Source organism: uncultured Fibrobacter sp. (assembly GCF_946062555.1).
Taxonomy (GTDB): Bacteria; Fibrobacterota; Fibrobacteria; order Fibrobacterales; family Fibrobacteraceae; genus Fibrobacter.
Genome location: NZ_CAMGVQ010000044.1, coordinates 1 through 23,746, shown reverse-complemented (window position 1 = coordinate 23,746; position 23,746 = coordinate 1). Strand labels below are relative to the sequence as shown.

At 50.3% G+C, this 23,746-nt stretch carries 22 protein-coding genes and 2 tRNA genes; 17 read left to right on the top strand and 7 right to left on the bottom strand.

The genetic code is table 11. From position 1 onward, the window contains the following. Positions 1 to 400 precede the first annotated feature (400 nt). Positions 401 to 682, top strand: coding sequence for a type II toxin-antitoxin system RelE/ParE family toxin (locus Q0P86_RS12150; protein ID WP_294112902.1), 282 nt, complete (start codon positions 401 to 403; stop codon positions 680 to 682). A gap of 9 nt (positions 683 to 691) precedes the next feature. Then, positions 692 to 988, top strand: a complete 297-nt coding sequence (locus tag Q0P86_RS12145; protein ID WP_294112903.1) for a HigA family addiction module antitoxin — start codon at positions 692 to 694, stop codon at positions 986 to 988. 237 nt (positions 989 to 1,225) lie between these two features. Here Q0P86_RS12145 and Q0P86_RS12140 read toward each other — a convergent pair. Continuing rightward, positions 1,226 to 1,299 (bottom strand) — tRNA-Pro (locus Q0P86_RS12140). Between the two features lie 78 nt (positions 1,300 to 1,377). Next, positions 1,378 to 1,848: a Smr/MutS family protein gene (locus tag Q0P86_RS12135; RefSeq protein WP_294112904.1), complete on the bottom strand. Its 471-nt coding sequence runs from the start codon at positions 1,846 to 1,848 to the stop codon at positions 1,378 to 1,380. A 218-nt stretch (positions 1,849 to 2,066) separates the two neighbouring features. Between Q0P86_RS12135 and rsmI the strand changes: the two genes are divergently transcribed. After that, positions 2,067 to 2,750 carry a 16S rRNA (cytidine(1402)-2'-O)-methyltransferase gene (gene rsmI, locus Q0P86_RS12130; RefSeq protein ID WP_290992357.1) on the top strand — a complete coding sequence of 228 codons (684 nt, stop codon included), beginning with the start codon at positions 2,067 to 2,069 and terminating at the stop codon, positions 2,748 to 2,750. Continuing rightward, the gene (gene lnt, locus Q0P86_RS12125) at positions 2,750 to 4,711 is read left to right on the top strand and encodes an apolipoprotein N-acyltransferase (protein WP_295039740.1); all 1,962 of its coding nucleotides are present in this window, start codon (positions 2,750 to 2,752) and stop codon (positions 4,709 to 4,711) included. Before rsmI ends, lnt begins: the two co-directional genes overlap by 1 nt. 1 nt (position 4,712) lies before the next feature. Here lnt and Q0P86_RS12120 read toward each other — a convergent pair whose 3' ends face one another. Continuing rightward, the gene (locus Q0P86_RS12120) at positions 4,713 to 5,285 is read right to left on the bottom strand and encodes a hypothetical protein (protein WP_295039737.1); all 573 of its coding nucleotides are present in this window, start codon (positions 5,283 to 5,285) and stop codon (positions 4,713 to 4,715) included. A 111-nt stretch (positions 5,286 to 5,396) separates the two neighbouring features. Here Q0P86_RS12120 and Q0P86_RS12115 point away from each other — a divergent pair, with 111 nt between their 5' ends. Continuing rightward, the gene (locus Q0P86_RS12115; protein WP_290992364.1) at positions 5,397 to 6,128 is read left to right on the top strand and encodes a UDP-2,3-diacylglucosamine diphosphatase; all 732 of its coding nucleotides are present in this window, start codon (positions 5,397 to 5,399) and stop codon (positions 6,126 to 6,128) included. On the opposite strand, the gene Q0P86_RS12110 is transcribed toward Q0P86_RS12115, so the two are convergent. The 3 genes from Q0P86_RS12110 to Q0P86_RS12100 form a co-directional block, all read right to left on the bottom strand. Continuing rightward, on the bottom strand, positions 6,125 to 6,577 hold the full coding sequence (locus Q0P86_RS12110; RefSeq protein ID WP_295039736.1) for a hypothetical protein: 453 nt from the start codon (positions 6,575 to 6,577) through the stop codon (positions 6,125 to 6,127). The genes Q0P86_RS12115 and Q0P86_RS12110 overlap by 4 nt on opposite strands. Before the next feature lie 15 nt (positions 6,578 to 6,592). Then, the gene (locus tag Q0P86_RS12105; protein ID WP_290992369.1) at positions 6,593 to 7,342 is read right to left on the bottom strand and encodes a hypothetical protein; all 750 of its coding nucleotides are present in this window, start codon (positions 7,340 to 7,342) and stop codon (positions 6,593 to 6,595) included. Positions 7,343 to 7,494: 152 nt separating this feature from the next. Beyond that, complete coding sequence (locus Q0P86_RS12100; protein WP_295039735.1) at positions 7,495 to 8,286, bottom strand: alpha/beta hydrolase; 792 nt, start codon at positions 8,284 to 8,286, stop codon at positions 7,495 to 7,497. A 226-nt stretch (positions 8,287 to 8,512) separates the two neighbouring features. Between Q0P86_RS12100 and Q0P86_RS12095 the strand changes: the two genes are divergently transcribed. The 10 genes from Q0P86_RS12095 to ftsE all read left to right on the top strand — a co-directional run bounded on the left by Q0P86_RS12095 (position 8,513) and on the right by ftsE (position 19,369). Next, complete coding sequence (locus Q0P86_RS12095; protein WP_290992375.1) at positions 8,513 to 9,364, top strand: TIGR02147 family protein; 852 nt, start codon at positions 8,513 to 8,515, stop codon at positions 9,362 to 9,364. Continuing rightward, positions 9,361 to 10,767, top strand: a complete 1,407-nt coding sequence (locus tag Q0P86_RS12090) for a carboxypeptidase regulatory-like domain-containing protein (RefSeq protein WP_294112914.1) — start codon at positions 9,361 to 9,363, stop codon at positions 10,765 to 10,767. Before Q0P86_RS12095 ends, Q0P86_RS12090 begins: the two co-directional genes overlap by 4 nt. Positions 10,768 to 10,811: 44 nt before the next feature. Further along, positions 10,812 to 10,882, top strand: a tRNA-Gln gene (locus Q0P86_RS12085). 96 nt (positions 10,883 to 10,978) lie between these two features. Further along, on the top strand, positions 10,979 to 11,740 hold the full coding sequence (locus Q0P86_RS12080; protein WP_072977356.1) for an RsmB/NOP family class I SAM-dependent RNA methyltransferase: 762 nt from the start codon (positions 10,979 to 10,981) through the stop codon (positions 11,738 to 11,740). Positions 11,741 to 11,746: 6 nt separating this feature from the next. Next, positions 11,747 to 15,727: an ATP-dependent RNA helicase HrpA gene (gene hrpA, locus Q0P86_RS12075; protein WP_295039733.1), complete on the top strand. Its 3,981-nt coding sequence runs from the start codon at positions 11,747 to 11,749 to the stop codon at positions 15,725 to 15,727. A gap of 270 nt (positions 15,728 to 15,997) precedes the next feature. Continuing rightward, complete coding sequence (locus Q0P86_RS12070; protein WP_290992382.1) at positions 15,998 to 16,162, top strand: hypothetical protein; 165 nt, start codon at positions 15,998 to 16,000, stop codon at positions 16,160 to 16,162. A gap of 136 nt (positions 16,163 to 16,298) precedes the next feature. Next, positions 16,299 to 16,490, top strand: a complete 192-nt coding sequence (locus tag Q0P86_RS12065; RefSeq protein ID WP_294112921.1) for a hypothetical protein — start codon at positions 16,299 to 16,301, stop codon at positions 16,488 to 16,490. Between the two features lie 66 nt (positions 16,491 to 16,556). After that, the gene (locus tag Q0P86_RS12060) at positions 16,557 to 17,381 is read left to right on the top strand and encodes a hypothetical protein (RefSeq protein WP_294112923.1); all 825 of its coding nucleotides are present in this window, start codon (positions 16,557 to 16,559) and stop codon (positions 17,379 to 17,381) included. Then, on the top strand, positions 17,381 to 18,670 hold the full coding sequence (locus tag Q0P86_RS12055; protein WP_291024724.1) for a peptidylprolyl isomerase: 1,290 nt from the start codon (positions 17,381 to 17,383) through the stop codon (positions 18,668 to 18,670). Before Q0P86_RS12060 ends, Q0P86_RS12055 begins: the two co-directional genes overlap by 1 nt. A 9-nt stretch (positions 18,671 to 18,679) precedes the next feature. After that, positions 18,680 to 19,369, top strand: a complete 690-nt coding sequence (gene ftsE, locus Q0P86_RS12050; RefSeq protein WP_072799511.1) for a cell division ATP-binding protein FtsE — start codon at positions 18,680 to 18,682, stop codon at positions 19,367 to 19,369. A gap of 3 nt (positions 19,370 to 19,372) precedes the next feature. On the opposite strand, the gene Q0P86_RS12045 is transcribed toward ftsE, so the two are convergent. Then, on the bottom strand, positions 19,373 to 20,233 hold the full coding sequence (locus Q0P86_RS12045; protein WP_295039732.1) for a pseudouridine synthase: 861 nt from the start codon (positions 20,231 to 20,233) through the stop codon (positions 19,373 to 19,375). Positions 20,234 to 20,472: 239 nt separating this feature from the next. Between Q0P86_RS12045 and Q0P86_RS12040 the strand changes: the two genes are divergently transcribed. Together Q0P86_RS12040 and Q0P86_RS12035 are read left to right on the top strand one after the other, a co-directional pair. Further along, the gene (locus tag Q0P86_RS12040; protein ID WP_295039731.1) at positions 20,473 to 20,811 is read left to right on the top strand and encodes a hypothetical protein; all 339 of its coding nucleotides are present in this window, start codon (positions 20,473 to 20,475) and stop codon (positions 20,809 to 20,811) included. Positions 20,812 to 20,819: 8 nt separating this feature from the next. Continuing rightward, a partial coding sequence (locus tag Q0P86_RS12035; protein WP_295039730.1) for a hypothetical protein occupies positions 20,820 to 23,746 on the top strand: 2,927 nt, incomplete at its 3' end.

Sequence of the window (23,746 nt, the reverse complement as noted above, 5' to 3'; positions counted from 1 at the left end):
GAAGAGGATTCATCGCCTCATGCTGCAAGCAGGGCTAGGAGAATGGACAGAGCCAATAACATGCGAAGCGAATGCTGCGGCAGGCTGCTTGCAGACTGACATGGCTGAGCTGATGCTGTTATGCGCTTGCGCAATACGTTAAAAATCTTCACAGAAGACCTCCGAGTATAAAATCCCACCAAACTTTCATTTTGGGGCAAATATAAATAATCAAATTTATGCTTGCCGCAATTCGCGACCGATTATATGGATTTCGTGGCCATTTATTTCTTTTTGTAAAAAGAAATAAATTTTTCGAATAATTTGCGTTGAGAGCCTGAAAATGGCGTGTATAGTAATAGGGGTGCGCCGAAAATACACTCTACCTACTTGACATATACACATGAAATAGGTATATTGGATGATACAAAGTTTTGCGGACAGAGAAACAGAACTTGTCTATAACCAGAAGCTTTCAAGACGGTTGCCTAATACAATCCAAAAGGCAGCTTTGAGAAAACTCATGATGATAGACAATGCCAAAAGTTTGAACGATTTGAGGATTCCTCCAAACAATCGTTTGGAGGCTTTGCATGGAGATCGAGAAGGACAATACTCTATTCGCATTAACGATCAATGGCGTGTCTGTTTTTCAATGAATGATGGACATTTTTATAACGTTGAGATTGTTGACTACCACTAGGAGCAAACCATGAGCAAGCATATTGAAACGCCTACTATCGGAGAAATCCTGAATGAAGAGTTTTTTACGCCTATGGGTTTGTCTGCTTACAAAGTCGCCCAGGCAATCAATGTCCCTGTTTCAAGAATTCAGGATATTCTTCACGATCGCAGGCGGATTACGCTTGACACGTCTCTGAGGCTTGCAAAATTCTTTGGCGTTTCTGACGATTACTTCATCTCTTTGCAAGATGATATTGACATTCGTAATCTTAAAATTGAAATTGCCGAGGAATTGAACAAAATTAAGACTTTTGTGCCGGTATAGCGAGATCGACGTATCGGAATAGCGAGATCGACGCCTGTTGAAGCGAGATTAGACAAAAGTTTCACTTCGTTTCAACTTTTGCCCTGCGGGTTTTGGCTTGCGCCAAAATCTCTAACTTGCCCGATATTCGCTTTGCTCATGGGGCAAGTTAGTCGAACTCACTTCGTGAGTTCTCATCTCGCGCTAGTTGCAATAAAAAAACGAAAGGACACCTAAATGGTGTCCTTTTCGTTTTTATCGGAATAGCGAGATTCGAACTCACGACCTCTTGCTCCCGAAGCAAGCGCTCTACCAGGCTGAGCTATATTCCGGTTCGGTGGTCCAATAATAGAAAAAAACTTGAATAATTTAAAGGGGAAAGGCGCAAAAAAATGAAAAAAGTCGAATTTTTATTTCTTGGCGGGCTTTCTAGGGGCTTTTGCCTGGGCGGGGAGCGGTTTTCCGAGGATCATGATGCTCGAACCGGCGTTGTCGGGCTCGACTTTGTACAGCTGGATGCGGTTGCTCCATTCGGAACGTACCTTGCGGTCGATGATTCGCTTCACGTTGCCGTAGCTGGGGTTTCCGCCGCCGTGGATGACCCTGAGAATCTTGAGGCCTGCAATCATCAGGTCATCGATGCGCCGTTCCACGGCTTCGGCTGCCTCTTCCGAGGTCATGCCGTGCAGGTCGATTTCGTCTTCGGGCTCGGGGAGTTCCCAGGCGGCCGGGTTACGGCGCATCTTGCGCCCGCGCGGGGATCGCGCGGGGCGTGCGGCGGCTTGCTCTTCGGCGTCCTTCCGCGCCTGCTCGTCCTTGTCTTCCATGTGGTGGTTTTTGATCCACTCGAGTTGAAAAGCTTCTTCTTGATTTAAAGACATGGACTACTCCGGCTGCAAGTGCGTTTAACCTGTCCCCTTGATGGGTTTGCGTTCCTATAAAATAGCTTTTTTTGCAGTTTGACATATAAATGTGGCTGAAATTCACTTTTTATATGCCCAACCTTGAAAAATGAGTGCATTGGCAAGGCAAAATCGTTTTTGCGGCGGATAATGTTTTCCCTTTTCTGAAAATAGTTTGCTTTTTCTATTTTTGAGGCATGCATACTCTTTATATTGTCGCGACCCCGATCGGGAACATGGAAGATATCACTTACCGCGCCGTGCGTATCCTGAAGGAAGTGCCGTTGGTCCTTGCCGAAGATACTCGCCATACGCGGGTGCTGTTCGACAATTACGGTATCGACACTCCGATGGAGGCGTACCATGATTTCAACAAGGAAAAGGTGACTCCCCGTTATGTGGAATTCCTGAAGAGTGAAGGCGACATTGCGCTCGTGAGCGATGCGGGAACTCCCGGTGTTGCAGATCCTGCGTTCAATTTGGTGCGCGAGTGTGTACGCGAAGGAATCGATGTGCGTGCGGTTCCTGGCGCTTGCGCCATGATTACGGCGCTGGTCTCGAGCGGTATGCCGACGGATCATTTCAGCTTCCAGTATTTTTCGCCGAAGAAGAGCGCCCAGCGCATTCACCTCCTCGAAAAACTTAAGGAAGAAGAGGCGACGCAGATTTTTTATGCAAGTCCGCATAACATCGACAAGTTCGTCGAAGAAATCGGCCAAGTTTTCGGTGAAATCAAGATTGCCCTGATGCGGGAGCTGACCAAGAAGTTCGAGGAACATCTGATAGGGACTCCTGCCGAGATTACGGCGCATTTTAAGGCGCATCCGCCCAAGGGCGAATTCGTGCTGATTTTCAACCCTCAGGACAAGAGCGGGCTCTGATGTTTGCAAAAATGAAGTCGCGGCTTAAGGTGCTCCCGAAGATTTTTTGGATTTATGTAGCGGTCCTTCTAGTCGCAGAAATTGTCGTGTTCGCCTTGCGTCCCGATACGCCAGGGCTTTACACGATGAATCTGCAATGGTTGCCGTTGGCGGTGTCGGTGCCGTTCCTGGTTTTTAGGGGAATCCGTCAGAATTTCAAGCGGATGCTCTACGCCTTTGCGTTGCTTTCGTTCCTGTTCTTGGCGCTGGACTATAATATAGGTGATTTTGCCGGTGCTGGGCATGCGGGGCTTGTCCAGGTAGTCCTGGCGTTTTGCCCTATAGGGCTTTTCTGGCTGATTTTATTTGCGGTTTGGAATTTTTCGCACTTGAGGAATTGCGATTCGCTCGTGGCGCTCCTGCTTTCTTCTTTTAGCTGGGGCCTTTATGCGTTTGCGTATCCGCCGATGCCGCTGGGACCTGCCGCCTTGCTGTTGCTGGTGCCGTGGTTTATAGTCTTGAACCGCTATACGCGCGGACAGGCGATGTTTGCGACCTTCTGGTCGGGCATGCTTTACAATGCGGTCAACTACTACTGGATTTATAATGTGATGCATGTGGAAACAGCGCCTTCGGGTTTGATCTTTTTCGGGCTGATTCTGCTGATTGCCTTCTTTAGCGCCTATAACACCTTGGCGGGTTTTGCCTATACGCTCGCGAAGGATGCGCCGCAAAAGCTCCGCCCAGTATTCCTGTTGCTTTATCCGGTGTTCTACGCGGGACTTGAAATGACGCGGACCTACGGCGACTTTGCGTTTCCGTGGAGTCACCTGGGGTATGTTTTCGGGAACCAGCTGGAATTGATCCAGATGCTCTCGTATATCGGAATTTTTGGCTATACGATTCTCGTGGTCGCCTCGAATCAGGCTGTGGCGCATGTGTTTTGCGTGGTTCGTAATTTGAAAAGGGCGGCTCCCGTTTTGGCGTTCCCGGCGGTCATTTTTGTAGCATTGCTTGTGCAGGGGAGTATCGTGCTCTCGAAGCCCGATGCTGCGCCTTTTTACGGGGACGAACGCGAAGGATTTCCAAATATTGCCCTGGTGCAGCCGAGCATCCAGCAGGGGGCCAAGTGGAGCAAGGAACGCTTCGACGCCATCGTGAAAAAGACTGTCGGCATGGTGAACGACAGCGTCAAGGATGGAGCCGACTTGATTGTCCTGGCCGAAACGGCCATTCCGGATCATATTCGCAGGCAACCTCGGGTGATTGATCTTCTGCACAAGACTGCCGATGACAAAAAGGCGAGTATCTTGACGGGGGCGCTCGACTACCGGAGAAATCCACCGGGAAGCGTGCGCAAGTTCGACATCTATAACGCCGCCTTCCTGTTCACGCCGGGTGTCGGCGGCTATCCTGATCGTTACATCAAAAAACACTTGGTGCCGTTCAGCGAAAGAATTCCGTTCGACGAGGTTTTCCCGATATTGAACTATGTGGATTTGGGCGAGGGTGATTTCGTGGCGGGCAAGGAAACTCCCGTCTATCGTCCGTTCCGTTGGACTCCCTATATCTGTTATGACGCCATTTTCGGTGACTTGGTGCGTGAGGCTATCCGCAGCGGTTCACGCCTGATGGTGAACATTACGAACGACGGCTGGTTCGGCCGGAGTTCGGCCCCTTACCAGCACTTGAACTTGATCCGTTACCGTGCGGTTGAAAGCGGAATGCCGGTGGCGCGCCTTGCGAATAGCGGAGTATCTGTATTTATCGACCAGTACGGTCATTTAGATGGCAATACGGAAATCTTTACCGACCGTGTCATCCAGAGAAAAATGCCGCTGAGGACGCGCGACACGGTTTACACGCATATCGGTGATGCGGTAGAAATGACGCTGCTCGTTTTCGGTGTGCTGTATTTGGTGTTTGCCTTGCTGGTGGCTTGGTTGCAGGCGGGAAGGACGCATGAGGTGGCGGTCGCCTGATTTAAAAGTCCTGCGCCGAGTTGAGGTCGGTGTATCGCCCTAGCTGTGTTTCGAACTTGAGGCGTTCGATTAATTTCCGGTGCATTTCTTGTGACGCGTCGTTGACGAGGTCTGCACGCATACGCCCGAACCAGAAGGCTTCGACATGTTCGCTTTCTTCGAATTCCGCCGAGAATGCCAATGCTCCGTTGCAGAGAATGCGAACGTCCATGTGGTAATGCCATGTTTCGCTGACGGGAAGCGCTGGCCAGAAGGGGATAAAGGCGGCTCCGATACCCCAATCGCTAGTTTCGTAGTCCGGGACAACCTTTGCCGTAATTTGGGCGTTGCCCCTACAACTTTCTTTTGGGAAAAACAGGCTGTCGATGGCGGTCGAATAGGCGCTTTGCAGGTTGGAATCCAGATAGGAAGTCTTGTCTCCAAAGGTGAATGTGATCGGCTCGAAGAAGGAGCCTGTTTTCGGGTATTCTCGGAGGTCGTATTTCGTGAGGTTTATGGAACAACCTGCTAAAAAGCCACAACAACTTGTCGCCATTGCAACCCAGGATGCGGCTTTTGCACAAAACATTTTCATCGTAACAAAATATAACAAAGAGTTCGTCCTCGCTAGATTTGATTTGCTTCGTTGTTGAAGTCGCGGTCCGCTATAAATTCGGATTACGAATAGTTGCTATATTCGTTCACGATGACTTTACCCGCCTACTTTATTTCTGATGCGCATCTGGGCGTGAACCCGCCGGGAGCTGTTCCTGACCGCGAAAAAGCCTTGGTCCGTTTCGTAGAGTCCCTCAAGGGACGAGCTTCGCACTTGGTCATTGTAGGCGACCTGTTCGAATTTTGGTACGAGTACAACGACTATGTGAACCGTAACCATTTCGATCTATTCTTTGCGTTGCGTCAACTGGTGCAGTCCGGTTGCGATGTTCACCTGTTGCAGGGAAATCACGACTTTGCGTATGGAAGTTTTTTCCCGAAGAGTCTCGGGGTTCAGGTCCATAAAGATGTTATCCTGGAAATTCAGGGAAAGCGAGTCTTTTTTAGACATGGCGACGGTGTGGCAAAGTCTGATTTCGGCTACCGAATTTTCCGCAAAATTCTCGATTTCCCGTTGAATCGGTTTCTTTTCAGCCAGATTCACCCGGACTGGGGGATGGCTCTAGCCCGTTTTGTGGGGCGTAATAGCCGCAAGGTAGGGGAGTCCCGCATCATCAAGATGGAAGAGTACCTGCATTGGGCTGAACGCATGCTTCGCGAGAAAAGGTGCGATTGCTGCATTCTCGGACATCATCACGTTTCGGGACTTTGGACTGTCGATGGCGGTATGGTCGCCTCGGCAGGCGAGTGGATAAAAAAACTCTCCTACCTCCGGATGGAAGCAGGAGAGATAACGCTCAATGAATTCGAATTTGTCGGCTAGTCGGCGTTTTGGGCGTCGTTAGCGCGGCTTTCGGTCGATTTCATCATTTTCTTGCTGGAGTTTTCGCCCCAAATCCAGGCGACGACGTCCGTATTTGCAACCTGGTCCCATGCCGCGTCGAGCCAGCACCAATGATGGGTTTCTCCCTTGCTATCGGTGATGTTCCATTTTTCGGGAGTCGCAGAGAAGGTCATCTTGATCGGCTGCGGCTTGCTGAAGCTGTCGTAACCGTTAGATGCCGCTTCCGGCGGATCAATTTCGATGGTCCAGGACTTGCCCTCGGTTCTTTTATAGATGCCGACATTGTATGCTATAAGGAGGATGAGTACGATGATGGCGCCCTTGAAGTTCTTCTTGGTGAGGAAGAAAATCAAAAGCAGTAACATCAGGATCGCAAGTGCACCCAGATTATAGTGGGTTGTGTAGAACAACTTGAGAATGTCGATCATGGTTGACCTCGGTTATTACTTTTTGGAATTTTTTTCGGCAGCCTTCTGCTCGGCGATCAGGGCGGCAACGCTGAAGGAAATCGTCTTGCCTTCGACCTTGCATTCGGTGCGGAAACTCTGCTTGGGAAGTGCGATTCCGTGAGACGAGAACGTGCCCATGAAGGAGGCGTTGGCGTGGCTTGCGATCGTGCGCACGTTGATGAACCCCTTGTCCTTGCTGAAGGTGAGCTTGAATACCTTCTTGGTACGGTCGTATTCGGCAATCATGGTCTTGTTCACCTGGGTGTTCACGGTGTCCCTGGTGTGGCGGTTGAAGATGATTGTGCCGCGAGAGTCAATCGAGAGCATCGTCTTGTTGGCGATGGAGTTGCGGCAGGCGATCAGCTGCCAAGGGCCTTTTTTCTTGGATTCGCCCTTGGCCGTGAAGATGTAGCGGTTGCCTTCTTTTTCCAATGTGTAAGCGCCTGTGATAATCTTGGAGCCAATGGCGTTCAGGGCGCCCTTGACGTACAGGAACTTGGACTTGGTGGAGTTGACGCCGACAATGAAACGGAAGGAGGTCGTTTTCGCTTCTTTTGTGGGGGTAATGGAGAAGCGCTTTCCGACGGGATCTACCTCGATGTCTGCGTAGGGGCCGATTTCAACCGTCTTGCCGTTGGCTGCAGTCCCCTGTTTTGCCATCTTGTCGAGCTTCATCGCCTTGATGGCCTGCTCCGGAAAGCGTAGGAAACCACGGATATCCATCTTCACAATAATATTGTCCATATAACACCTCTTTTTTTGTTTGTGGTTTTCAAGGTAAACTAATAAAAAAAAATAACAAAAGCAAGTGATTTAGAAAAAATATGTAAAAAAACTCTCGAAAAATAAGGGTTTTGTAAGTAAAGTAATGTTGTTGGGGGTGAATTTGTTTGCGTTTATGGTGATAAATTCTTACTTATAACTTGCAAGAGAATCGAGGCGAGAGTTTGGCCGTTTCGGAAATATTCCTTCTTGTGTGTGATGGCGGTCACAGAAGCCTTAGCCTGTTGCTCTACAGCCTTCTTGTCGTAAATTACGGACAGATATGCGGTGGGTCTCGATAATTTGTCTGGATCTGCCTTGAATTGGGTGCGGATAAGGAACTTGGGGTAGAGCGCCTTGTATTTTTGAGCGATGGCGTCGGCGATATCCAAAATGGGATCAATCAGGATGACGTCCTGATGTCCGTTCGACTGGTTGATGGCTGATATGGCACCCATTCCGCGCCCGGCAAGGTATTGCGGGGCTTTCCCGTTGACTTGGGTGGCACATTCGAAAATCTGCTTGGCGTCGCTTTCGAAATTTTCTTCGGAGGGGGTTCCCTTGTTCTGGGCGGAGCCCCGGTAGTTGAAAGTGACGATGTGGATTCCGGGAAGTGATTCCACCTGTGCCAGGAACTGCGCCGCGTCTTCGTCCGCTTCGGGATAGTAGAGCAGGACGGGGTCGTTCTCGTTTCCCATGCTGAAACCGTTCAGCGCGACACCGTCTTCGAGGGCGCAGGTGAGCGGTCTTGCCTTACCCTGGATGGCCTCGTTCGCTTCTTTATGGTAGATGGCGCGTGGAAAAGCGTTCCTGCGTTCGGTGAGTGCAAGGTAGAAAACCATGCTGACGTAGATGACTAAAAGAATCCCTGCAAAGCGCAAAAGCCGAAATAGGGTGTTCCTGAGAAAATGCTTTGTTTTTTCCATTTGCGTCTAAATTTAGAAAAAAAGGACTTTCGCCTGTTTCCAAACGAAAGTCCATAGGATGGGATTGGGTGTTCCTTGAATATATCTAAAAAAATGACGAAGCGTATCACTTCGAGAATTAAAAGTGTTCGCAGATTGTTCTATTTACGGAAATTTACGCAATTTTGCCCCGATGTAATAAAAAAGCTGTTCCCAAAAAATCAAGAAAAAATTATATTTATAAGTGATGAACGTATACGCTTACTACAACTACCGAAAGTATTTGCAGGATTATTATGATTACCGTAAGTCCGTGCAACGTTACTTTTCTTACAGGTCCTTCGCCAAGAAGGCGGGGTATTCCTCGTCGGGATTCTATTTGGACCTGGTCCGCGGGCGCAAGTCGCTTACGCCCCAGATGTTGCCCAAGTTTATCGCGGCTTTAGGCCTGAACGAAAAGGAAGGCCGTTACTTTACGCTGATGGTGGACTTCACGCACGCGACTACGCCGGCGTCGAAGCAGGCTATCTTTGAGCAGATGTCGGCGCTCCTCCCGAGCGCGATCAAGTCGCTTACCAAGAGCCAGCAGGAATATTATAGTAAGTGGTATTATGTGGCGGTCCGCGAGGCGTTGTCCGTTCTCGATGTGGGTCCTAAAAATATCCAGGAACTGGCGCTGTTCCTGAACCCGCGCATCACGCTTCCGCAGGCAAAGCAGGCAATCCAACTGCTCCTGTCGATGCAGCTGATCGAACTGGATGAAAAGGGCTTTTACCGCTCGGTAAACAAGGCCATCTTCAGCGGCTCCGAAATTTCGTCGCTTTTCGTTCATCAGTTCCAGAAACAGATGATGGATCTGGGTAAAGACGCCCTGGACCACTACAGCACCGAACGCAGAAATGTATCTTGTATGACGATGAGCGTTTCTGCCGAGGGACTGGAACGCATCATCAGCAAAATAGACCTGTTCCGCAAGGAAGTGGTCGATATCATCCGCTCCGACGAGGGCGAGACAATGGTTTGCCAGATGAATATTCAGTTTTTCCCGTTGAGCAAGGAAAAGGTGGATTTGCCGCCGGAAACTGAGGAGGAAAAATGAAAAACTTGAAATTTGCATTTTTGACCTTGGCTGCAACGGTTGCTTTTGCCTTTACCGCTTGCAGCAACGACAAGACTGCCGGAACGGTAACAGATACGGGCAATACGGTTGCCGAGGCCGATGTGGTGGCCGGTGTCGTTCGTCGTGTCGATGGATCGCCTGCGTCCGAAGCCGTTGTCCGTATGGCTCGTATGGCCGTTTTCGATAGTGTCCTGCATGTTCCGGAACAGATTGAAGTCGTCACGGATTCCGATGGCGTGTACGCCTTTGATTCGGTGATTGCGGATACCTTCCAACTTGCCGTAATTGATACTTCAGCAGTGGAAGTGTTCTTCTTGCCGCGTACGACCTTGAAGGCGAAGGCTTTTGACAGTATTCAGCTTGCGAAGGCGGCTGTCGTGAACAGCGTGCTTTATTTTGAAGAGGTCGAAGACTCAGCCGTTTCTGTGGGAGGGCACTTTGTGACCTGCCTTTCGGGAACGCCGTTCTGCAATGACGTCTTTGCTGCCGATAGCTTCTATATGTTGGTTCCTGCCGGTAACTGGGAACTTGAAATTTTCCCGGGAGATTCCCTGATGGTTGCCCGTATGCGTTCGCTGGGTTTTGCGGATAGCCTGATCTACCGTAGCTTGAGCTTGAACCGCATGTACGAAGGCGATACCGTGAGCCCTGGCCCTGTCGTGTGGAGTATGACAGCCAAGGCGGATACTTTAATCAAGGAATCGGAAAAGGAAACGAAGAATGTTGCGAGAATTTCAGGAACGGTGCTCTGCAAGAACGGGGACCCGTGTGCCAATGTCGAGGTGATGACTATTCGCGACATCTACGGATTTGAATTCGTTGAAGGCGATTCCTTGGAATTTGTGGCGCAGACGACGACGGACAGTCTCGGTCGCTGGTGGTTGCCTGTCCCGGATTCGTTGCCCGGTGACTCTTTCAGGTTTGAATTCCGCAGGGTTCAGGACGAAAAGGTGGCTCAGGTCGGAATTTCCCGTTACTTGACCAAAAAGGAAATTGAAGGGCTGACGGATACCTTGAATATCGGAAAAACATCCCTCACGAAGGCTTCTTCGCTGGTGAGTGGCGTGAGCCTTGTCGTTGACCGTGAAGATACGACGCAGTCGAACAACTGCATGGTCAATAGCGTGGTGGTGGGTATCAAGGGCACCTCGCATTTCGTGCGCGATGTGACCTGCTATATGCTCATGCTGGATGGACTTCCGTCGGGAGACCAGCAGCTGGTTCTCTATTCGGGTGATCCCAAGGTGATGAATAAGCTGCGTAAATCGGAGGTTCCGATGCTGTTTTACGTGACTTTTACGGCCGTTACGCTTCCTGAAGGGGGTGTCCAGCAGCAGCAATGGATGACTTATACGCCGCCAAGTCAAAATATTTTCAAATAACCCCTTGCCGAACTGATTTTTATTTACTAACTTTGGTGGCGCACTGAGCTATGGTGTAATGGTAGCACAACAGATTCTGACTCTGTTTGTCTAGGTTCGAATCCTGGTAGCTCAACGAAGACTCTTTGCTCATACCCCTGAGCAGAGAGTTTTTTTTAAGACACTCCTTCCAGGATGATTGCTCCTAGCAACAGTCTACTATATTTGCGCTATGGAATTTTTCGACTACTACGAGAATCTTTTTGGTGAACGCTGGCCGGCCTTGCTGGAATCCTTGAAGGGGGATGGTTGTGCGACGGAATTGCGTTTTGGCGAAGGTCTTGAGCCGTATTATTTGGATGAAGCTTCGGTTTTTGCGGCGAAGGCCCTGGATGTGCAACCGGGAGATGACGTACTCGATATGTGTGCGGCCCCTGGTGGAAAGACCCTGGTAATCGCATCCCTTTTAAAAGGGGAAGGTTCCTTGCAGAGTAATGACCGGTCGCCCGATAGAAGGCTTCGGTTGCAGCATGTAATCGAAAATTCCCTGCCGGAAGCGTGGCGCGGCATCATCAAGGTGACTGGCTACGACGGCATGAAGTTTGGACTCCACAAGAAAGAATGCTTTGATAAGATTCTGCTGGATGCGCCTTGTTCTTCGGATCGTCATGTATTGAATTCCCCAGCGCATTTGGAGGTGTGGTCAGCCAAGCGAGTCAAAAGGCTATCGGTGGAGCAGGGGGCGCTCCTTGCTTCGGCGGTCGATGCGCTGAAACCGGGGGGAACGGTTGTCTATGGAACTTGCGCCCTGTCGCCGATGGAAAATGACGACGTGGTGAAAAAAATCTTGAAAAAAAGACCGTCGATGCGGATGGTCGAGATTGAAAACTTGCTGCCCGGTGCAGACCGCACGGAATTTGGTGTGCATATCCTGCCGGACCGTTCCGAGGGCAGGGGCCCTATTTATTGCGCGAAACTCGTCAAGTCGGTGTAGCTTCTGATGGATTTGTCTTCGCTGAAAATCGAATACCCGGAACTTCCTGTTGTTGAACATCGGGAAGAATTTTTTGAGTTGCTCGAAAAGCATCAGGTGGTGATTGTCAAGGCAGACACCGGTTCGGGCAAGTCGACGCAGTTGCCGAAGTTTTTGCTAGAGTGGTATTCCTCAAAGGGCGAAGCCCGAGCCCATACCTCAGAGCGCGAAGCGCGTCCTCAGAACCCCTTTAAAATCGGTGTGACGGAGCCGAGGCGATTGGCGGCAATCTCTATTGCCGATCGCCTGCGCGAAGAACTCAAGGACGAAACGTTCGTCAGCACCAAGATTCGCTTTTGGGAACAGGGCCAGAGTGATGCACCCATCAAGGTGATGACCGACGGTATTTTGTTGCAGGAATTCCGCCGCGACAGGCTGTTCCGCCAGTATTCGGCGATTGTGATTGACGAAGCGCACGAGCGTTCGTTGAATATCGATATTCTGCTTGGCATTTTCAAGACGGTTTTACAGGCTCGCCCCGAGTTCAAGCTGATTGTGGCCTCCGCGACGCTGGATGCAAAGCTTTTTGAGGAATTTTACGACAACAGTTGCGTGCTCGAAGCCGAGGGAAGAACGTACCCGGTCGATGTGGAGTATTATTTTAATTCGGAATTCGGGATTCAGAATTCGGAATTACGAGATGTTAGTGGGAAAGGAGACTCGGGATTATTAGATGAAGCGCGGGATGCGATTTTAGATTTGGAAACGCGCCATCGCGACCATTTGCTGTGTTTTTTGCCGACGGAACGCGATATTCAAGATTTAGCGGGGGAGCTTGCCCACGAGCTGGATTCGGCGAGTTTCGATATTTTGCCGCTTTACGGGCGCATGAGTCCGGACGAACAGCGCCGCATCTTTAAGCATACGGGCAAAACCCGCGTGGTGCTTGCGACAAATATTGCCGAAACCTCCTTAACGATACCGGGAATTGCCTACGTGGTGGATACGGGCATGGCCCGCATTTCGCGGTACAATGCGCAGTCGCGTATCCAGGGGCTCCCGGTCGAAGAAATTTCAAAAGCGTCTGCGCGGCAGCGCACAGGGCGCGCGGGGCGTGTTAAGCCCGGCGTGTGCATTCGACTTTATTCGCCCGAAGATTTCGAGAAGAGAGACGAGTTTACGGAGCCGGAAATCCGGCGCAGTAATCTCGCGAACGTGGTTCTGCAGCTGCGAAGCCTCGGGCTGGAGCTGGAAAACTTCCCGTTCCTGCAATCGCCGCCGCATTCGGCGTTCCGCGGCGCGTACAAGACGCTTTTTGAACTCGGCGCGTTGACTGCGGATAATTCCAGTGGCCATGTGACGAAGCTTGGCCGCGAAATGACGCGGCTCCCGATGGACGTGGCGCTTTCGGCGGTGCTTTTGCGGGCGCGCGAATCGGGAGTGCTACAACCCGCGTTAATTGTCTGCTCGGCACTCTCGATTCAGGAGCCGCGAGTGGTCCCCGGCGAGGAGCCGGAGCGCACCCGTATCCGCCAGCTGCATCGCAAGTTTGCGGGGCACAAGAGCGACTTTCTCACCTACATTTGCATGTGGAATGCCTTCTGCGCCGAATGGGACGGAAAATCCTGGAACAAGTTGCGCAAATTCTGCGACAAGTTCAGCTTCCATTTTTTGCGTTGCCGTGAATGGATTGACCTCTACGAACAATTCGGCCGCATTCTCGACGTGAAATGCGAAAACCGCGTCTGCCCGCTGGATAGTTTCCATGCCGATAATTTGCACATCGCGCTTCTTTCGGGTTTCCTCGGAGGCATTGCCCGCCGCGATATCGAAAACGGTTGTTACCGACTGGTGAGCGGCCGCGAAACGCATGTATTCCCCGGTAGCGATTTGTACGGCAAGAGTGTGGAATGGCTCTTTAGCGCCGAAGTCCGCGAAACGAGCCGCATCTTCTTGAACAAGGGTGCCGAAATCAAGCCCGAATGGATTATGCAGGTGGCGGAACCCTTCTGCACCCGCCGCTGGTATTCGCCCATGTGGAACCAGGAGCGCGGCTTTGTAGAAGCGGTGGAAGAAGTGAGCTTCAGGGGGCTTGTGATCAGTCGCGGTCACCGGGTGGATTACGCCCGCGTAAATCCCGACGAATGTGCCGAAATTTTCTGGCGCGAGGCGGTGGTGCTTGGGCAAATGGCGCGCCCCTTCGCCTTCATGACCCACAACGAGCGCGTTGTCGAAGACTTGCATGCCTTGGAGGCTCGCAAACGCCAGTTCGGGCTTGCTCCCAGCGAAGACGCCCTGGTGGATTACTACGTGCGCATCGCTCACAGCGTCAATTCCATCAAGACGCTCAAGGATTACATCAAGGAACATACCGACCAGTTCCTGAAATTTGATGCCAATTTTTGGCTGGAGCAGTTAGACGCGAGAACGGGCGCAGCCCTACAGACGAGAGACGAGAGAGGTCGAAATACATTGGGCGATTTTTTGACCCGAGATTCGAACCTCAAACCCCATACCTCAAAGGCGCAACGCGCCGACCTCGAGCCCACTCTTGGCGGTTCTATAGAACAGTTCCGCATTGAAGGTCTCGACGGTTCCAGCCGCATGGTGGTGGGCGAGATGGTCTTTGACGCCACCAAGGAATACGACGGTATTACGCTGGAACTGCCTTATGATTTGCTCCCGCAGCTCACGCCCGCGAAACTCGCGCTTTCGATTCACCAGTGGCGCGAATGGATGGCGGAATCGATTATCCGCGAAATGCCGAAGGCCGCCAAGAAACAGTTGGAAAACCGCCGCACTTTTATCGACGATGCTTTTTGCGACAAACTCAAGGCGAATCCGCACAAATCGCCGCTCCTGCTCCTGTACGAAGTCTTTGCGGGTATGAAGCAGCTGGATTGCGACATCCCGACGGTGACTCCCGAAAAGGAAAATCACTTGCGCCTTCACATAAAGGTGTTCAAGGCCCAAAAGTCTTCCTCGACTGAACGTAGCGAGGGAGGGGATCCATACACTTCTCCTAAATTTTCGTTTGAACTTTCGCCGGAATGGGGAAGCTTTAACCTGTTTGCAGCGGTTCGCCCTGTGGTGGTGACATTCGGTATCGACTTTGCTTTGGATGAAATGCGTTTTGGCTGGTGCCTCGGCGAATCGGCCCTCATGACTCCGGCGGAATCTTCTTTCTGGCAGGCGTTCCGCAAGCGCGTTGAAGTTCCGGCCAAGCCCGATACGCTCGTTACCGATTGCCTGAACCTGCTTGAGACCGGCGGACTTTATGCCGACGGTTTCAAGACGGCCCTCAAGGCCTGGGTGTTAAAGTCCCTTGCTGCTGACAATTTGGATGCGAACCGCTGCGTGCGATTCACCGGCCTGGAATTCTCCCGCGGCAAGAAAATCAACGATTTCAAGAATTTGGCGGTGTCTTCGCGCAGCGAAGATGACGAGGTGCGTCTCGCCCTGGTGCGGGCAACTTACGAGTCGGCCCTGCTTGGCGCCGAATCGTTCGTGACCTTCTGGGACATTCTCCGCGAATTTTCGGTCGCCATGCGCCAAGGCGGCGACCACGCCCGCGATGCCCTCGGTGTCATTACGGCGAACCACAAATCCATCGGTAAAATCATAGTCCTCTATACCTCCGATAAGGAGACGACCCTGTTCGAACGGCTATGCGTTCTGGGCGAGATGATTCCGGGCGCACCGAACCTGCTCCGAGACAAGGCTCCCTTAAAACCCGAACTATCGGTGCGCACGCTCCGCGAAAAGTTCCGCCCCTTCCTCAAGGCGCGATTTATGAAGGAGCATGAGCTGAAAAAGGCGCGCGACCTTCTTTCGAAAATGGAACGGCTCTCTGCTGACGAAGCCGAATTCCCGGAACTTTACCTACAGGCCTGCGCCATGCTCGAAGATTTCGAAATCCTCAAATTCAAGCGAAAAGGCGACGATTCCGAAGAGGTGATCGAAGACGATGCCCTCGCCAAACTCAAGGGCCGATTTGGGCGGTTGTAGGCTGTTGTAGTTGGCTGCGCGGAGTTGATTGAATTTTTTTTAACTTGACTCCATTTTTGACTTTGTTTATTTTATTTGTATGTTAGTGATGTGGGTTCGTTTTCCCTTTTTGGGGCTTTTGTTGGCGTTTGCGCTATGCCTGTGTGGTATGAGCTGCGCTCCGGACTTGTGGGTGTAATCACCGAAATCCATTAATTTGTTTGCTGTAAAACCGACCGGTGTCGATATTGCAATGGACGTGCAATTGAGCTGCCGTCTTATGGGGCGGAAGTGGATTCAGTCGAGTCGTTGTCGTACTATTTTAGGGAAGTCAACGAACGCGAAAAACCATTGAACAAGTCTTTCAAGTTGGAGAGGTTTCTGTCGCCCGAAGATACTTTCTGTGGCAAGTTCGTGAATTTCGCCGTGCTTAAGATTAGCGGAGTCGTGGATTGATGAAACATTACCACGACCTGGAAAAAGACGAGATGGTCTATGATGAGAACCTTCATTACAATATTGTGAAGTTTGAGGGATGGACTACAATGTGGGATTTCGCGCAGGGGCATACTTGTAGTACGAAGACTGGGAAATGACTTTCCGCTTTGAGCTGGGTTACCTTTGGGGGTTTACGGAACACTTCTTCGTGGGAATTGCGTTCAAGACGGTCCTTTCGTTTAACAACGAGGAAGGCGACGAATACAGGGGCAAAAATATGCCTGCTGACGATGTCCCGCTCAACACCAAGTCGTTCGGTCTTGTAATCAAGGTGGTTCGAAAGTAGGGTTTGGGGATTTAAAGTCCCCTTTTTTTTGGGCTCTGGCCTGCAAATTTTCTAAATTATGCCTCGATGAATTTTATTTCCCGTTTTTTGCTGACTTTGTGCGCGTGTTCGCTGGTCGTATTGACCGGATGCGAGGTCCCGTTTACGAAGGACGATCCTGTTGTTGTTTCTGTGGGGGAGGCGAAACTCCGTGAATCGGAAATCCGCCGCGTTGCTCCGGAATGGGATTCTTGGACTGATCGTGAAAAATTGACGTTCCTGGAACATTGGATTGACGAAGAGACCATTTATCAGGAAGCTGTGGCGAACGGCATGCTGAAGGACGAGGACTTGCAGGCGCAAATCCGCCGTACCGAACGCAAGATGACGGTCGACCATTTCTTGCAGAGTTTTGCCGATACCATGATGGTTGGCGATGCCGAAAAGCTCGATTTTTACCAGGCGCATCCGGAACTGTTCTTGCGCGGGCAAACGATGGCCAAGGGGGCGATCCTTTATTTTAGGGACTGGCAGTCGGCGGATCAGTATTACAGGGGGCACAAGAAGATTATTTATGATTCCCTGCCGGCAGAACATTGGCTTGTGAAAAAGATTGAGACCTTTGATTCGGTGACGGTAAGTCCCGATAGTTGCATGATTCCCTCTATCAAGGATGCCACGCTCGGTCAGCTTTCGGTGATGAAGGTCTGTGGCGGGGCTCTCAAGATGGCGGTTGTCGTGTCGAGGCTGGATTCCGCCGATGTGTTGCCTTATGCCGAGGTGGCCGAAGATGTGGCGGCGCGAGCCTGGGTGGAACACCAGAAAACGGTGCTTTCTCGCCTGAAAAAGGAATGGAAAAAGGCTCGCCCGATTTTCTCGCAGATGAACGTGTTTAGTGAAAAGGAAAAATAATGAAGTCCTTTGCCAAACGGATTGCTTTTGTATTTGGATGCATGGCCTCGCTTGCGATGGCTGAACCTGTGCTGATGGAAGGCGTTGCGGCCGTCGTGGACGGCAAGCCGATTATGCGTTCGGAATTCTTGAATGCCTTGTACCGCTATCAGGAAACTCCCGAAGGAAACGCGATGTCGGAAGCGGATCAGCGCAAGTATGTGCTGGACCAGCTGATTGAAGAAAAGGTCTTGTTGAGCCGAATCGACCGTGACTCGATCGTGGTGACGGATGCCGAAGTGGACCAGCGCGTGAACGCTCACTTGTCGCAGCTTGCTGCCAGCCAGAATACGACTTTGGCGACACTTGAAAAGGCCATTCGCGCCCAGCTCGGAATTAGCATGGCTCAATACCGTGACCAGCTCGCCAAGCAGATTCGCGGACACATCGAAATGACCCGCGTGCGCCAGCGCCATGTGGGTGTCATTAACCCGACGAAAAAGGAAGTGGATGCGTTCTTTGCCGAATACAAGGATTCCATTCCGCAGCAGTTCAACTGCGTCTTGTTGAGCCATATCCAGTTGCCGATCGTACCCGATTCTGCAATCGTGGATTCGGTGCGTAAAATTGCCGATGCCCTGATTGATACGCTGAACCTGGGCATGAGCTTTGAACTTTTGGCGAAAGCCCATTCGCAGGATACGTCTGCCGCAAAGGGCGGTGACCTTGGCTACTTTAAGCGCGGTCAGCTGGACCCCGCCTTTGAACGTGCTCTTGATGCCCTGAAGAACGGTCAGTATGCTTCTAATCCGGTAAAGACGAAACTGGGATGGCATATTCCGCGCGTGCTGGGCCGTAAGGAAGACGGCGTGCGTTCGGCGCAGATTTTACTCCGTACGATTCCGACGGCGAAGGATACCGCTGCTGTGGTGGCGCTTGCGGATTCCCTGCAGAAGAACCTTAAGACGAGCGAAGCATTTGCCGCTGCGGCCAAGAAGTTTAGCGAAGACAAGTCCAGCAACTTTGCCGGTGGACGCCTCGGCTGGTTCCAGCGTAACGAAATGGATCCTGCCTATGTGGAGCCGGTGGCGAATCTGAACGTGGGTGAAATTTCGGAACCCGTGCTGATTGACGGTGCGTACCACCTGTTCCGTCTCGACGATTCCCGCCAGACCCGCGACTTGAACCTCGACGAAGATTACAGCAAGATTGAACAGATGGCGGCAACGCATCTTGAAAATCAGAAGCTCCAGGCGCTCGTGAAGAAATGGCGCGAGGAAGTCCACATCGAAATCCGCATGACGGAGTAGCTTTCACCGATGATTCACTTTAACCACGTCACGAAATCTTACGAGGATAATTGGAAGGCTCTTTCCAATGTGACGTTGCGTATCCACAAAGGTGAATTCGTCTTCTTGACGGGACATTCGGGCGCAGGTAAGTCGACTCTCCTGAAGTTAATCTATATGGATGAACGCCCCGACGAAGAACGTGGCGGCCAGGTGATGGTGAAGTTTACGGGTGACTGTCTATATGACAGCAAGAATACGCCCGATAGCAAGATTCAGGCGCTGCGCCGTAAGATGGGAATCATCTTCCAGGACTTTAAGCTGTTGCCGGATCGTAATGTTTTCGAGAATGTGGCGTTGGCCTTGCGTATCGTGGGCACTCCGAGCAAGTTGATTAATGCCGCGGTGTTCGATGCCTTGGCGCTCGTGGGCATTAGCCAGAAGCGCTTTGCGATGCCTTACACGCTTTCGGGCGGTGAACAGCAGCGCGTGGCGATTGCGCGCGCCATGGTGCACAACCCGTATCTGCTTTTGGCGGACGAACCGACCGGTAACCTGGACCCCAAAAATGCCGAAGAAGTGTTCAAGATTTTCAAGGAAATCAACGCCCGCGGAACGACCGTTGTGATGGCAACGCATAATCCGGACTTTTACCTAAACAGCCCCTTCCGCCGCCTGGTGCTTGACCACGGCGAACTCTTGAACAGAGATTTGATTTAAGGGCTAGCGGCTGATTTTTTTGATTTCGCCGGGTTTTAGATTGCCTAACGTGTATTTATCGAACTGGATGCGCATGAGGCGCAGAACCTCGTAACCCAAGTGGGCGAGCATCCGGCGGATTTCGCGGTTCTTGCCTTCGGACAAAGTAATTTCGAGCCAACAGTTCTTTTCTCCGTCGCTGTGGAGTACGGCGCGCTCGGCGTGCATAAATTCTTCTTTTTCGCCGAATACGCGGGGCGCGACGTTGAAGCCTTTTTCCATTTGAGAAAGATCGGTGGCGGAGGGCTTGCCCTTGACTTGCACCCGGTAGATTTTAAGATGTTGCGCTTTATGGATTCTATCGCCTTCGGCTCCAGAATGACAGAAGGTTGGAGAACTTGCCGAAGGGCCGCTCAGGATTATGTTTGAATCGCGAGACTCTCTCGCCTGTAGCATCGAATCTGCCCACTTGCTGTCGTTGGTAAATAGCAGCAAGCCTTCGCTTGCGGCGTCAAGGCGGCCTACGGGCGCAATGTGCGGCATGGGTTTGCCGGGAAACATTTTGGCGTATTCTTCGCGGAATAAATCCATCACGGTCTTGCGCCCCTTCTCGTCGCTTGCGGTGGTGACGATTCCGCGCGGCTTGTTCATGGCGAAATAGACGAATTCACTTGCGGTGACGGGGGTGCCGTCGACAAGAATTTCGTCATTTTCGTAGGCGGGCGATTCGGGGTCGCGCACAGGCTTGCCCCGGAGAATCACATGGCCTTCGCGAACCAGCTTTTCCGCCTGGCTCCGACTGCAATAGCCGCGTTTGGAAATGACGCGGGCGACGCCGTGGGCACCCTGCTTACTTGCTTTGCTGTGCTTGCAGTGAAAATCCATACATGAAAAATAATTTTTTTTGCCAAGAAAGTGAATCTTTTTTATTTTATAAAAAAATAACAGAAGGAGATGATATGAAGAAAACGATTCTGCTAGTGCTGCTATCCGTACTGTTCGCACATTCGCAAACAGTATTTGAAAATGCCGATTGCAATATTGTCGGAAATCCTCAAAATTCCTGTTTGATAACGTTTTCTCGGTTTAGTTTTGGCCAGAATTTTGGCACTAGTGGTACAAACATGTTTTTCTTCGATGTTGCGGACTTGCTGATTTCCAAGGATGCATTGCCTTCGTCTGCAAGTGTTCCCTTGGACCAAAATACACCCGTCTTACCCATACGTTTTTTTATTCTCTCGAGCGATGCTGGCTACAATGCTGCGATGTCGTTGATTCATACGGCATATGCGACTAGGGCATCCGTGAATGTAATCTTTATGAATCCGGCGGCAAAGCTGCTCAAGAACGAAAGCAGCTACAAGGCGAATACCAAGAGCCAACAGTGTTATGTGAATCGCGTTGACGACATTCCCTATTCAATACTTTGTCCGATCATGTCGATCACATTGTCTGAAAACTAGTTTCTGAAATGAATAGTAAAGTGCTCCTTCTTGTTGCTTTTATTCTGGCTGCTTCAAATGTTTTTGCATTTGACCATTTTGTTGAAATGAATTCGCCTTCGACTATTGTCTTGCAAGACGGGGATGTAATCACTCTTTCGAAATTGCCTTCGGACTGGAACTTTTCTCGTGTCGCCTTAGGAGTCAATTCGGTCTCCCCAAACAAATTGATCGGACGTTTTGTTGTTAGAAATTGTGCGTATAGATTAAATGGCTATTATAAACTGGTTGACTTTGGCATTGAGAATGGCGTCTCAGCAAGGTATTATGGACCGACTCAACAAATTCAAATTCAGGGGTGGGTCGATTCCGCTCCGGTGCAGGCCAAATGCGAGAATGTGGAAAATTTGCTGAAGCAAGATTCCTCATGGCAATCCGAAAAGGACAGAATGAAATTTCTTTTTTCCGTAAAAACGGCTAAATATAAGGATCTCGGTCCCGTGGAATCTATGACCAATTTTGAGGGCCCGTCTGGACTGTTCAAGATAACGTCTCTCCCTGAATGGAACTTTAACCGCATCTATGTTCAGGTGGAGCCGATGGATGGTCGCGAACTGGATGGATACCTGTATTCGAGGTCGCAACAAAGTAAGGTTGCCGGATGGTCTGCAAATATCCCCCTGATTTTAAAAACTGATTTTCCTGTTGTTTTCGAACTGGCTTTTCCCGAATTTCGAAAAGTCAGGTTGAAGTGGTGGGCCGTGAAAGATTCTCCAAAAGAAGAACCTGTCAAATTGGTCGCAAAGGATATGGGGGATTCAGTTGAAGCTGTTTACACGTTTGAAAATTCAACTCATCACAACCGGAATGTGGCCTTAAGATTCCGCAAAGACGATTTTGTTAATGGAAAAATTCCTACGGTAAAAAAATTGGAATTCAATCCTAATGGCGTGTTTAGAGTTGATTCTCTGAAATCGTATGTGAGTCCCGGCGATGTATATGATATAAACGCGGAACTGGCAAACCCCGAACCTGTAACCTTTGCCCTGCCACTGGATTTTAAGTATAATCCGGAAAAAGACTCCCTTGTCATGATGCACCAGGAGAATGACAAGTGGGCTACGGTTCCTGTCGATAGCGTCGTTAATGGCTTTGCCTACTTCAAGACGACTAGATTCTCTCCATGGAGCTGGTTATATGGTGAAGGCAAAAACGTCGCGTGTAGCGCAGGAGGCCCTTTTAGTTACCTTGTTTCGGAGACATGTCGTGATGCGGCAGGCGATTTTACTCAACCAGTAAGAGACTTCAAATCGGCCACGGACTTCTTCTACGAGAAGTTAAAGGACATGGGGACCGATGCGGTCTGTCTTGACAAGGATGGATTTAAGCGGTTGTTTGAAGATGAAAAGACGGATGAGTGGATCGGCGTCCCGGCAGGACATCTGGATTTCAATTCTATTTGGCCGGGAAATGACCCAGGCTTTTTAGAAATTTACAACATATTGATTTCCAGGATGAATGATGTTCCTCAAAATTTGGAAGATGCATGTAAAAATAGTGACGACAAGGAAGTCTGCGAATGGAGGACGACAAGAGATAATTTAGACATACTTTTGGCGGAAGTCATTATTGCGCAAAGAGCTGACGGTCTAAAACCCAAAGGGTTCGCCAGAAAATACAAACAAGCTTATTACGATACGAATAAAAAGCAATTTCTCCTGAAAAATAATGCAGGTAATGCAATAGTATTCAAGGATTATTTTAAGACAATAAGTCCTTTCGTAGAACGTTCCGGCTGGTTTGTCAAGGGGCTCCGGGACTGCCTGGGGTTCGTAAATGCGGACGGGATTGCGGTACAGAAATGGATTGATTTTACAAGCAGTTTCAAAAACTATACTTCCGTATGCCAGGCTTTTTTCAAGGCTGCCGATTTGGCGGGAACCGCGGAAGAGGTGGCTGACAATGGCTTTAGCTGTGCCCAGTTCTCGTTGCAAAATGTATGGCGGGAATATGGATCCGGTGAAATGATGGATAAAAAAGACGATAAACTTATCGCCATATCTGAGGTGATGGTTCGAGTGTCCCTGTTAGCCTGGCTGGATAAAACCGTTTTTAGAGATTTTCTGCATTTAGCCTATCAAAGAGCTTATGACGGCTTGCATGAATGGCTTGAATTGGCTGATCCGTTCTTGATTAGTAATAACATCGTTGCAAAGGCAAGCGCAAGCTTGTCGCTATATGAGTATATTTTTACGGGAGGAGCGACGAAGATGAACCTGTTGAACGAATCCTTAAAGAAACACTATGGCGAACACGGTGGATACTCGGAGGGGATGGGCTATTCCCAGTATATCTGGGATGATGTTCCATACGTGTTGGGCGCATTGAAGGACGCTTATGCCTCGAATGGAGAAAAATTGAAAATTGAAGAAAAGTTCCTGAAATCACCGGACTTCATTTTTGAATTTTCTAGGCCTGTCGGCAAAAGTAAGGATGCTTCTTATTATGGCTTTATTCCCGTGGAAATCGATGACGGGTGTACCTACAATCCTGATTACCGGGTATGGGCGAAATTGAAGAATGATTCCAGGTATTTGGCGATGAGTGAATATGCCCCCCTGCGTGATGCCGAAAAAAAGAATGTGCTGGTGGCATTTGGTTTTCCCAATCTTGTTAAGTATGCAGAACAACAAGTGAACAAAATACAAATACCAAAGCGTGGTAAACTTTGGGGGAGCAACAAGGACGGCCTGCTCATGATTACTGCTGTACACGGAGATAGTTCAGATGCCGATACGGTTGCACTTTCGATGGTTGCAGAAAAGGGTGATCTGTGGGAGAATGGCCAGGCCCATGACCAGCAGGATAACCTGTCGATAACGCTGGCCGGTAACAAGAGCGGCTTTATTGTCCAAAAAATGGTTAAAACCCTGCACTTTCAGTGCAGCGACTTTCA

Bases quoted from the DNA above. Each gene is read 5' to 3' on its own strand.
- Q0P86_RS12045 (WP_295039732.1), bottom strand. From the start codon at position 20,233: ATGGATTTTCACTGCAAGCACAGCAAAGCAAGTAAGCAGGGTGCCCAC.
- Q0P86_RS12145 (WP_294112903.1), top strand. From the start codon at position 692: ATGAGCAAGCATATTGAAACGCCTACTATCGGAGAAATCCTGAATGAA.
- hrpA (WP_295039733.1), top strand. From the start codon at position 11,747: ATGGATTTGTCTTCGCTGAAAATCGAATACCCGGAACTTCCTGTTGTT.
- Q0P86_RS12115 (WP_290992364.1), top strand. From the start codon at position 5,397: ATGACTTTACCCGCCTACTTTATTTCTGATGCGCATCTGGGCGTGAAC.
- Q0P86_RS12150 (WP_294112902.1), top strand. From the start codon at position 401: ATGATACAAAGTTTTGCGGACAGAGAAACAGAACTTGTCTATAACCAG.
- Q0P86_RS12135 (WP_294112904.1), bottom strand. From the start codon at position 1,848: ATGTCTTTAAATCAAGAAGAAGCTTTTCAACTCGAGTGGATCAAAAAC.
- Q0P86_RS12095 (WP_290992375.1), top strand. From the start codon at position 8,513: ATGAACGTATACGCTTACTACAACTACCGAAAGTATTTGCAGGATTAT.
- Q0P86_RS12060 (WP_294112923.1), top strand. From the start codon at position 16,557: ATGAATTTTATTTCCCGTTTTTTGCTGACTTTGTGCGCGTGTTCGCTG.
- lnt (WP_295039740.1), top strand. From the start codon at position 2,750: ATGTTTGCAAAAATGAAGTCGCGGCTTAAGGTGCTCCCGAAGATTTTT.
- Q0P86_RS12040 (WP_295039731.1), top strand. From the start codon at position 20,473: ATGTTTTTCTTCGATGTTGCGGACTTGCTGATTTCCAAGGATGCATTG.
- Q0P86_RS12120 (WP_295039737.1), bottom strand. From the start codon at position 5,285: ATGAAAATGTTTTGTGCAAAAGCCGCATCCTGGGTTGCAATGGCGACA.
- Q0P86_RS12100 (WP_295039735.1), bottom strand. From the start codon at position 8,286: ATGGAAAAAACAAAGCATTTTCTCAGGAACACCCTATTTCGGCTTTTG.
- ftsE (WP_072799511.1), top strand. From the start codon at position 18,680: ATGATTCACTTTAACCACGTCACGAAATCTTACGAGGATAATTGGAAG.
- Q0P86_RS12055 (WP_291024724.1), top strand. From the start codon at position 17,381: ATGAAGTCCTTTGCCAAACGGATTGCTTTTGTATTTGGATGCATGGCC.
- rsmI (WP_290992357.1), top strand. From the start codon at position 2,067: ATGCATACTCTTTATATTGTCGCGACCCCGATCGGGAACATGGAAGAT.
- Q0P86_RS12090 (WP_294112914.1), top strand. From the start codon at position 9,361: ATGAAAAACTTGAAATTTGCATTTTTGACCTTGGCTGCAACGGTTGCT.
- Q0P86_RS12065 (WP_294112921.1), top strand. From the start codon at position 16,299: ATGACTTTCCGCTTTGAGCTGGGTTACCTTTGGGGGTTTACGGAACAC.
- Q0P86_RS12105 (WP_290992369.1), bottom strand. From the start codon at position 7,342: ATGGACAATATTATTGTGAAGATGGATATCCGTGGTTTCCTACGCTTT.
- Q0P86_RS12080 (WP_072977356.1), top strand. From the start codon at position 10,979: ATGGAATTTTTCGACTACTACGAGAATCTTTTTGGTGAACGCTGGCCG.
- Q0P86_RS12110 (WP_295039736.1), bottom strand. From the start codon at position 6,577: ATGATCGACATTCTCAAGTTGTTCTACACAACCCACTATAATCTGGGT.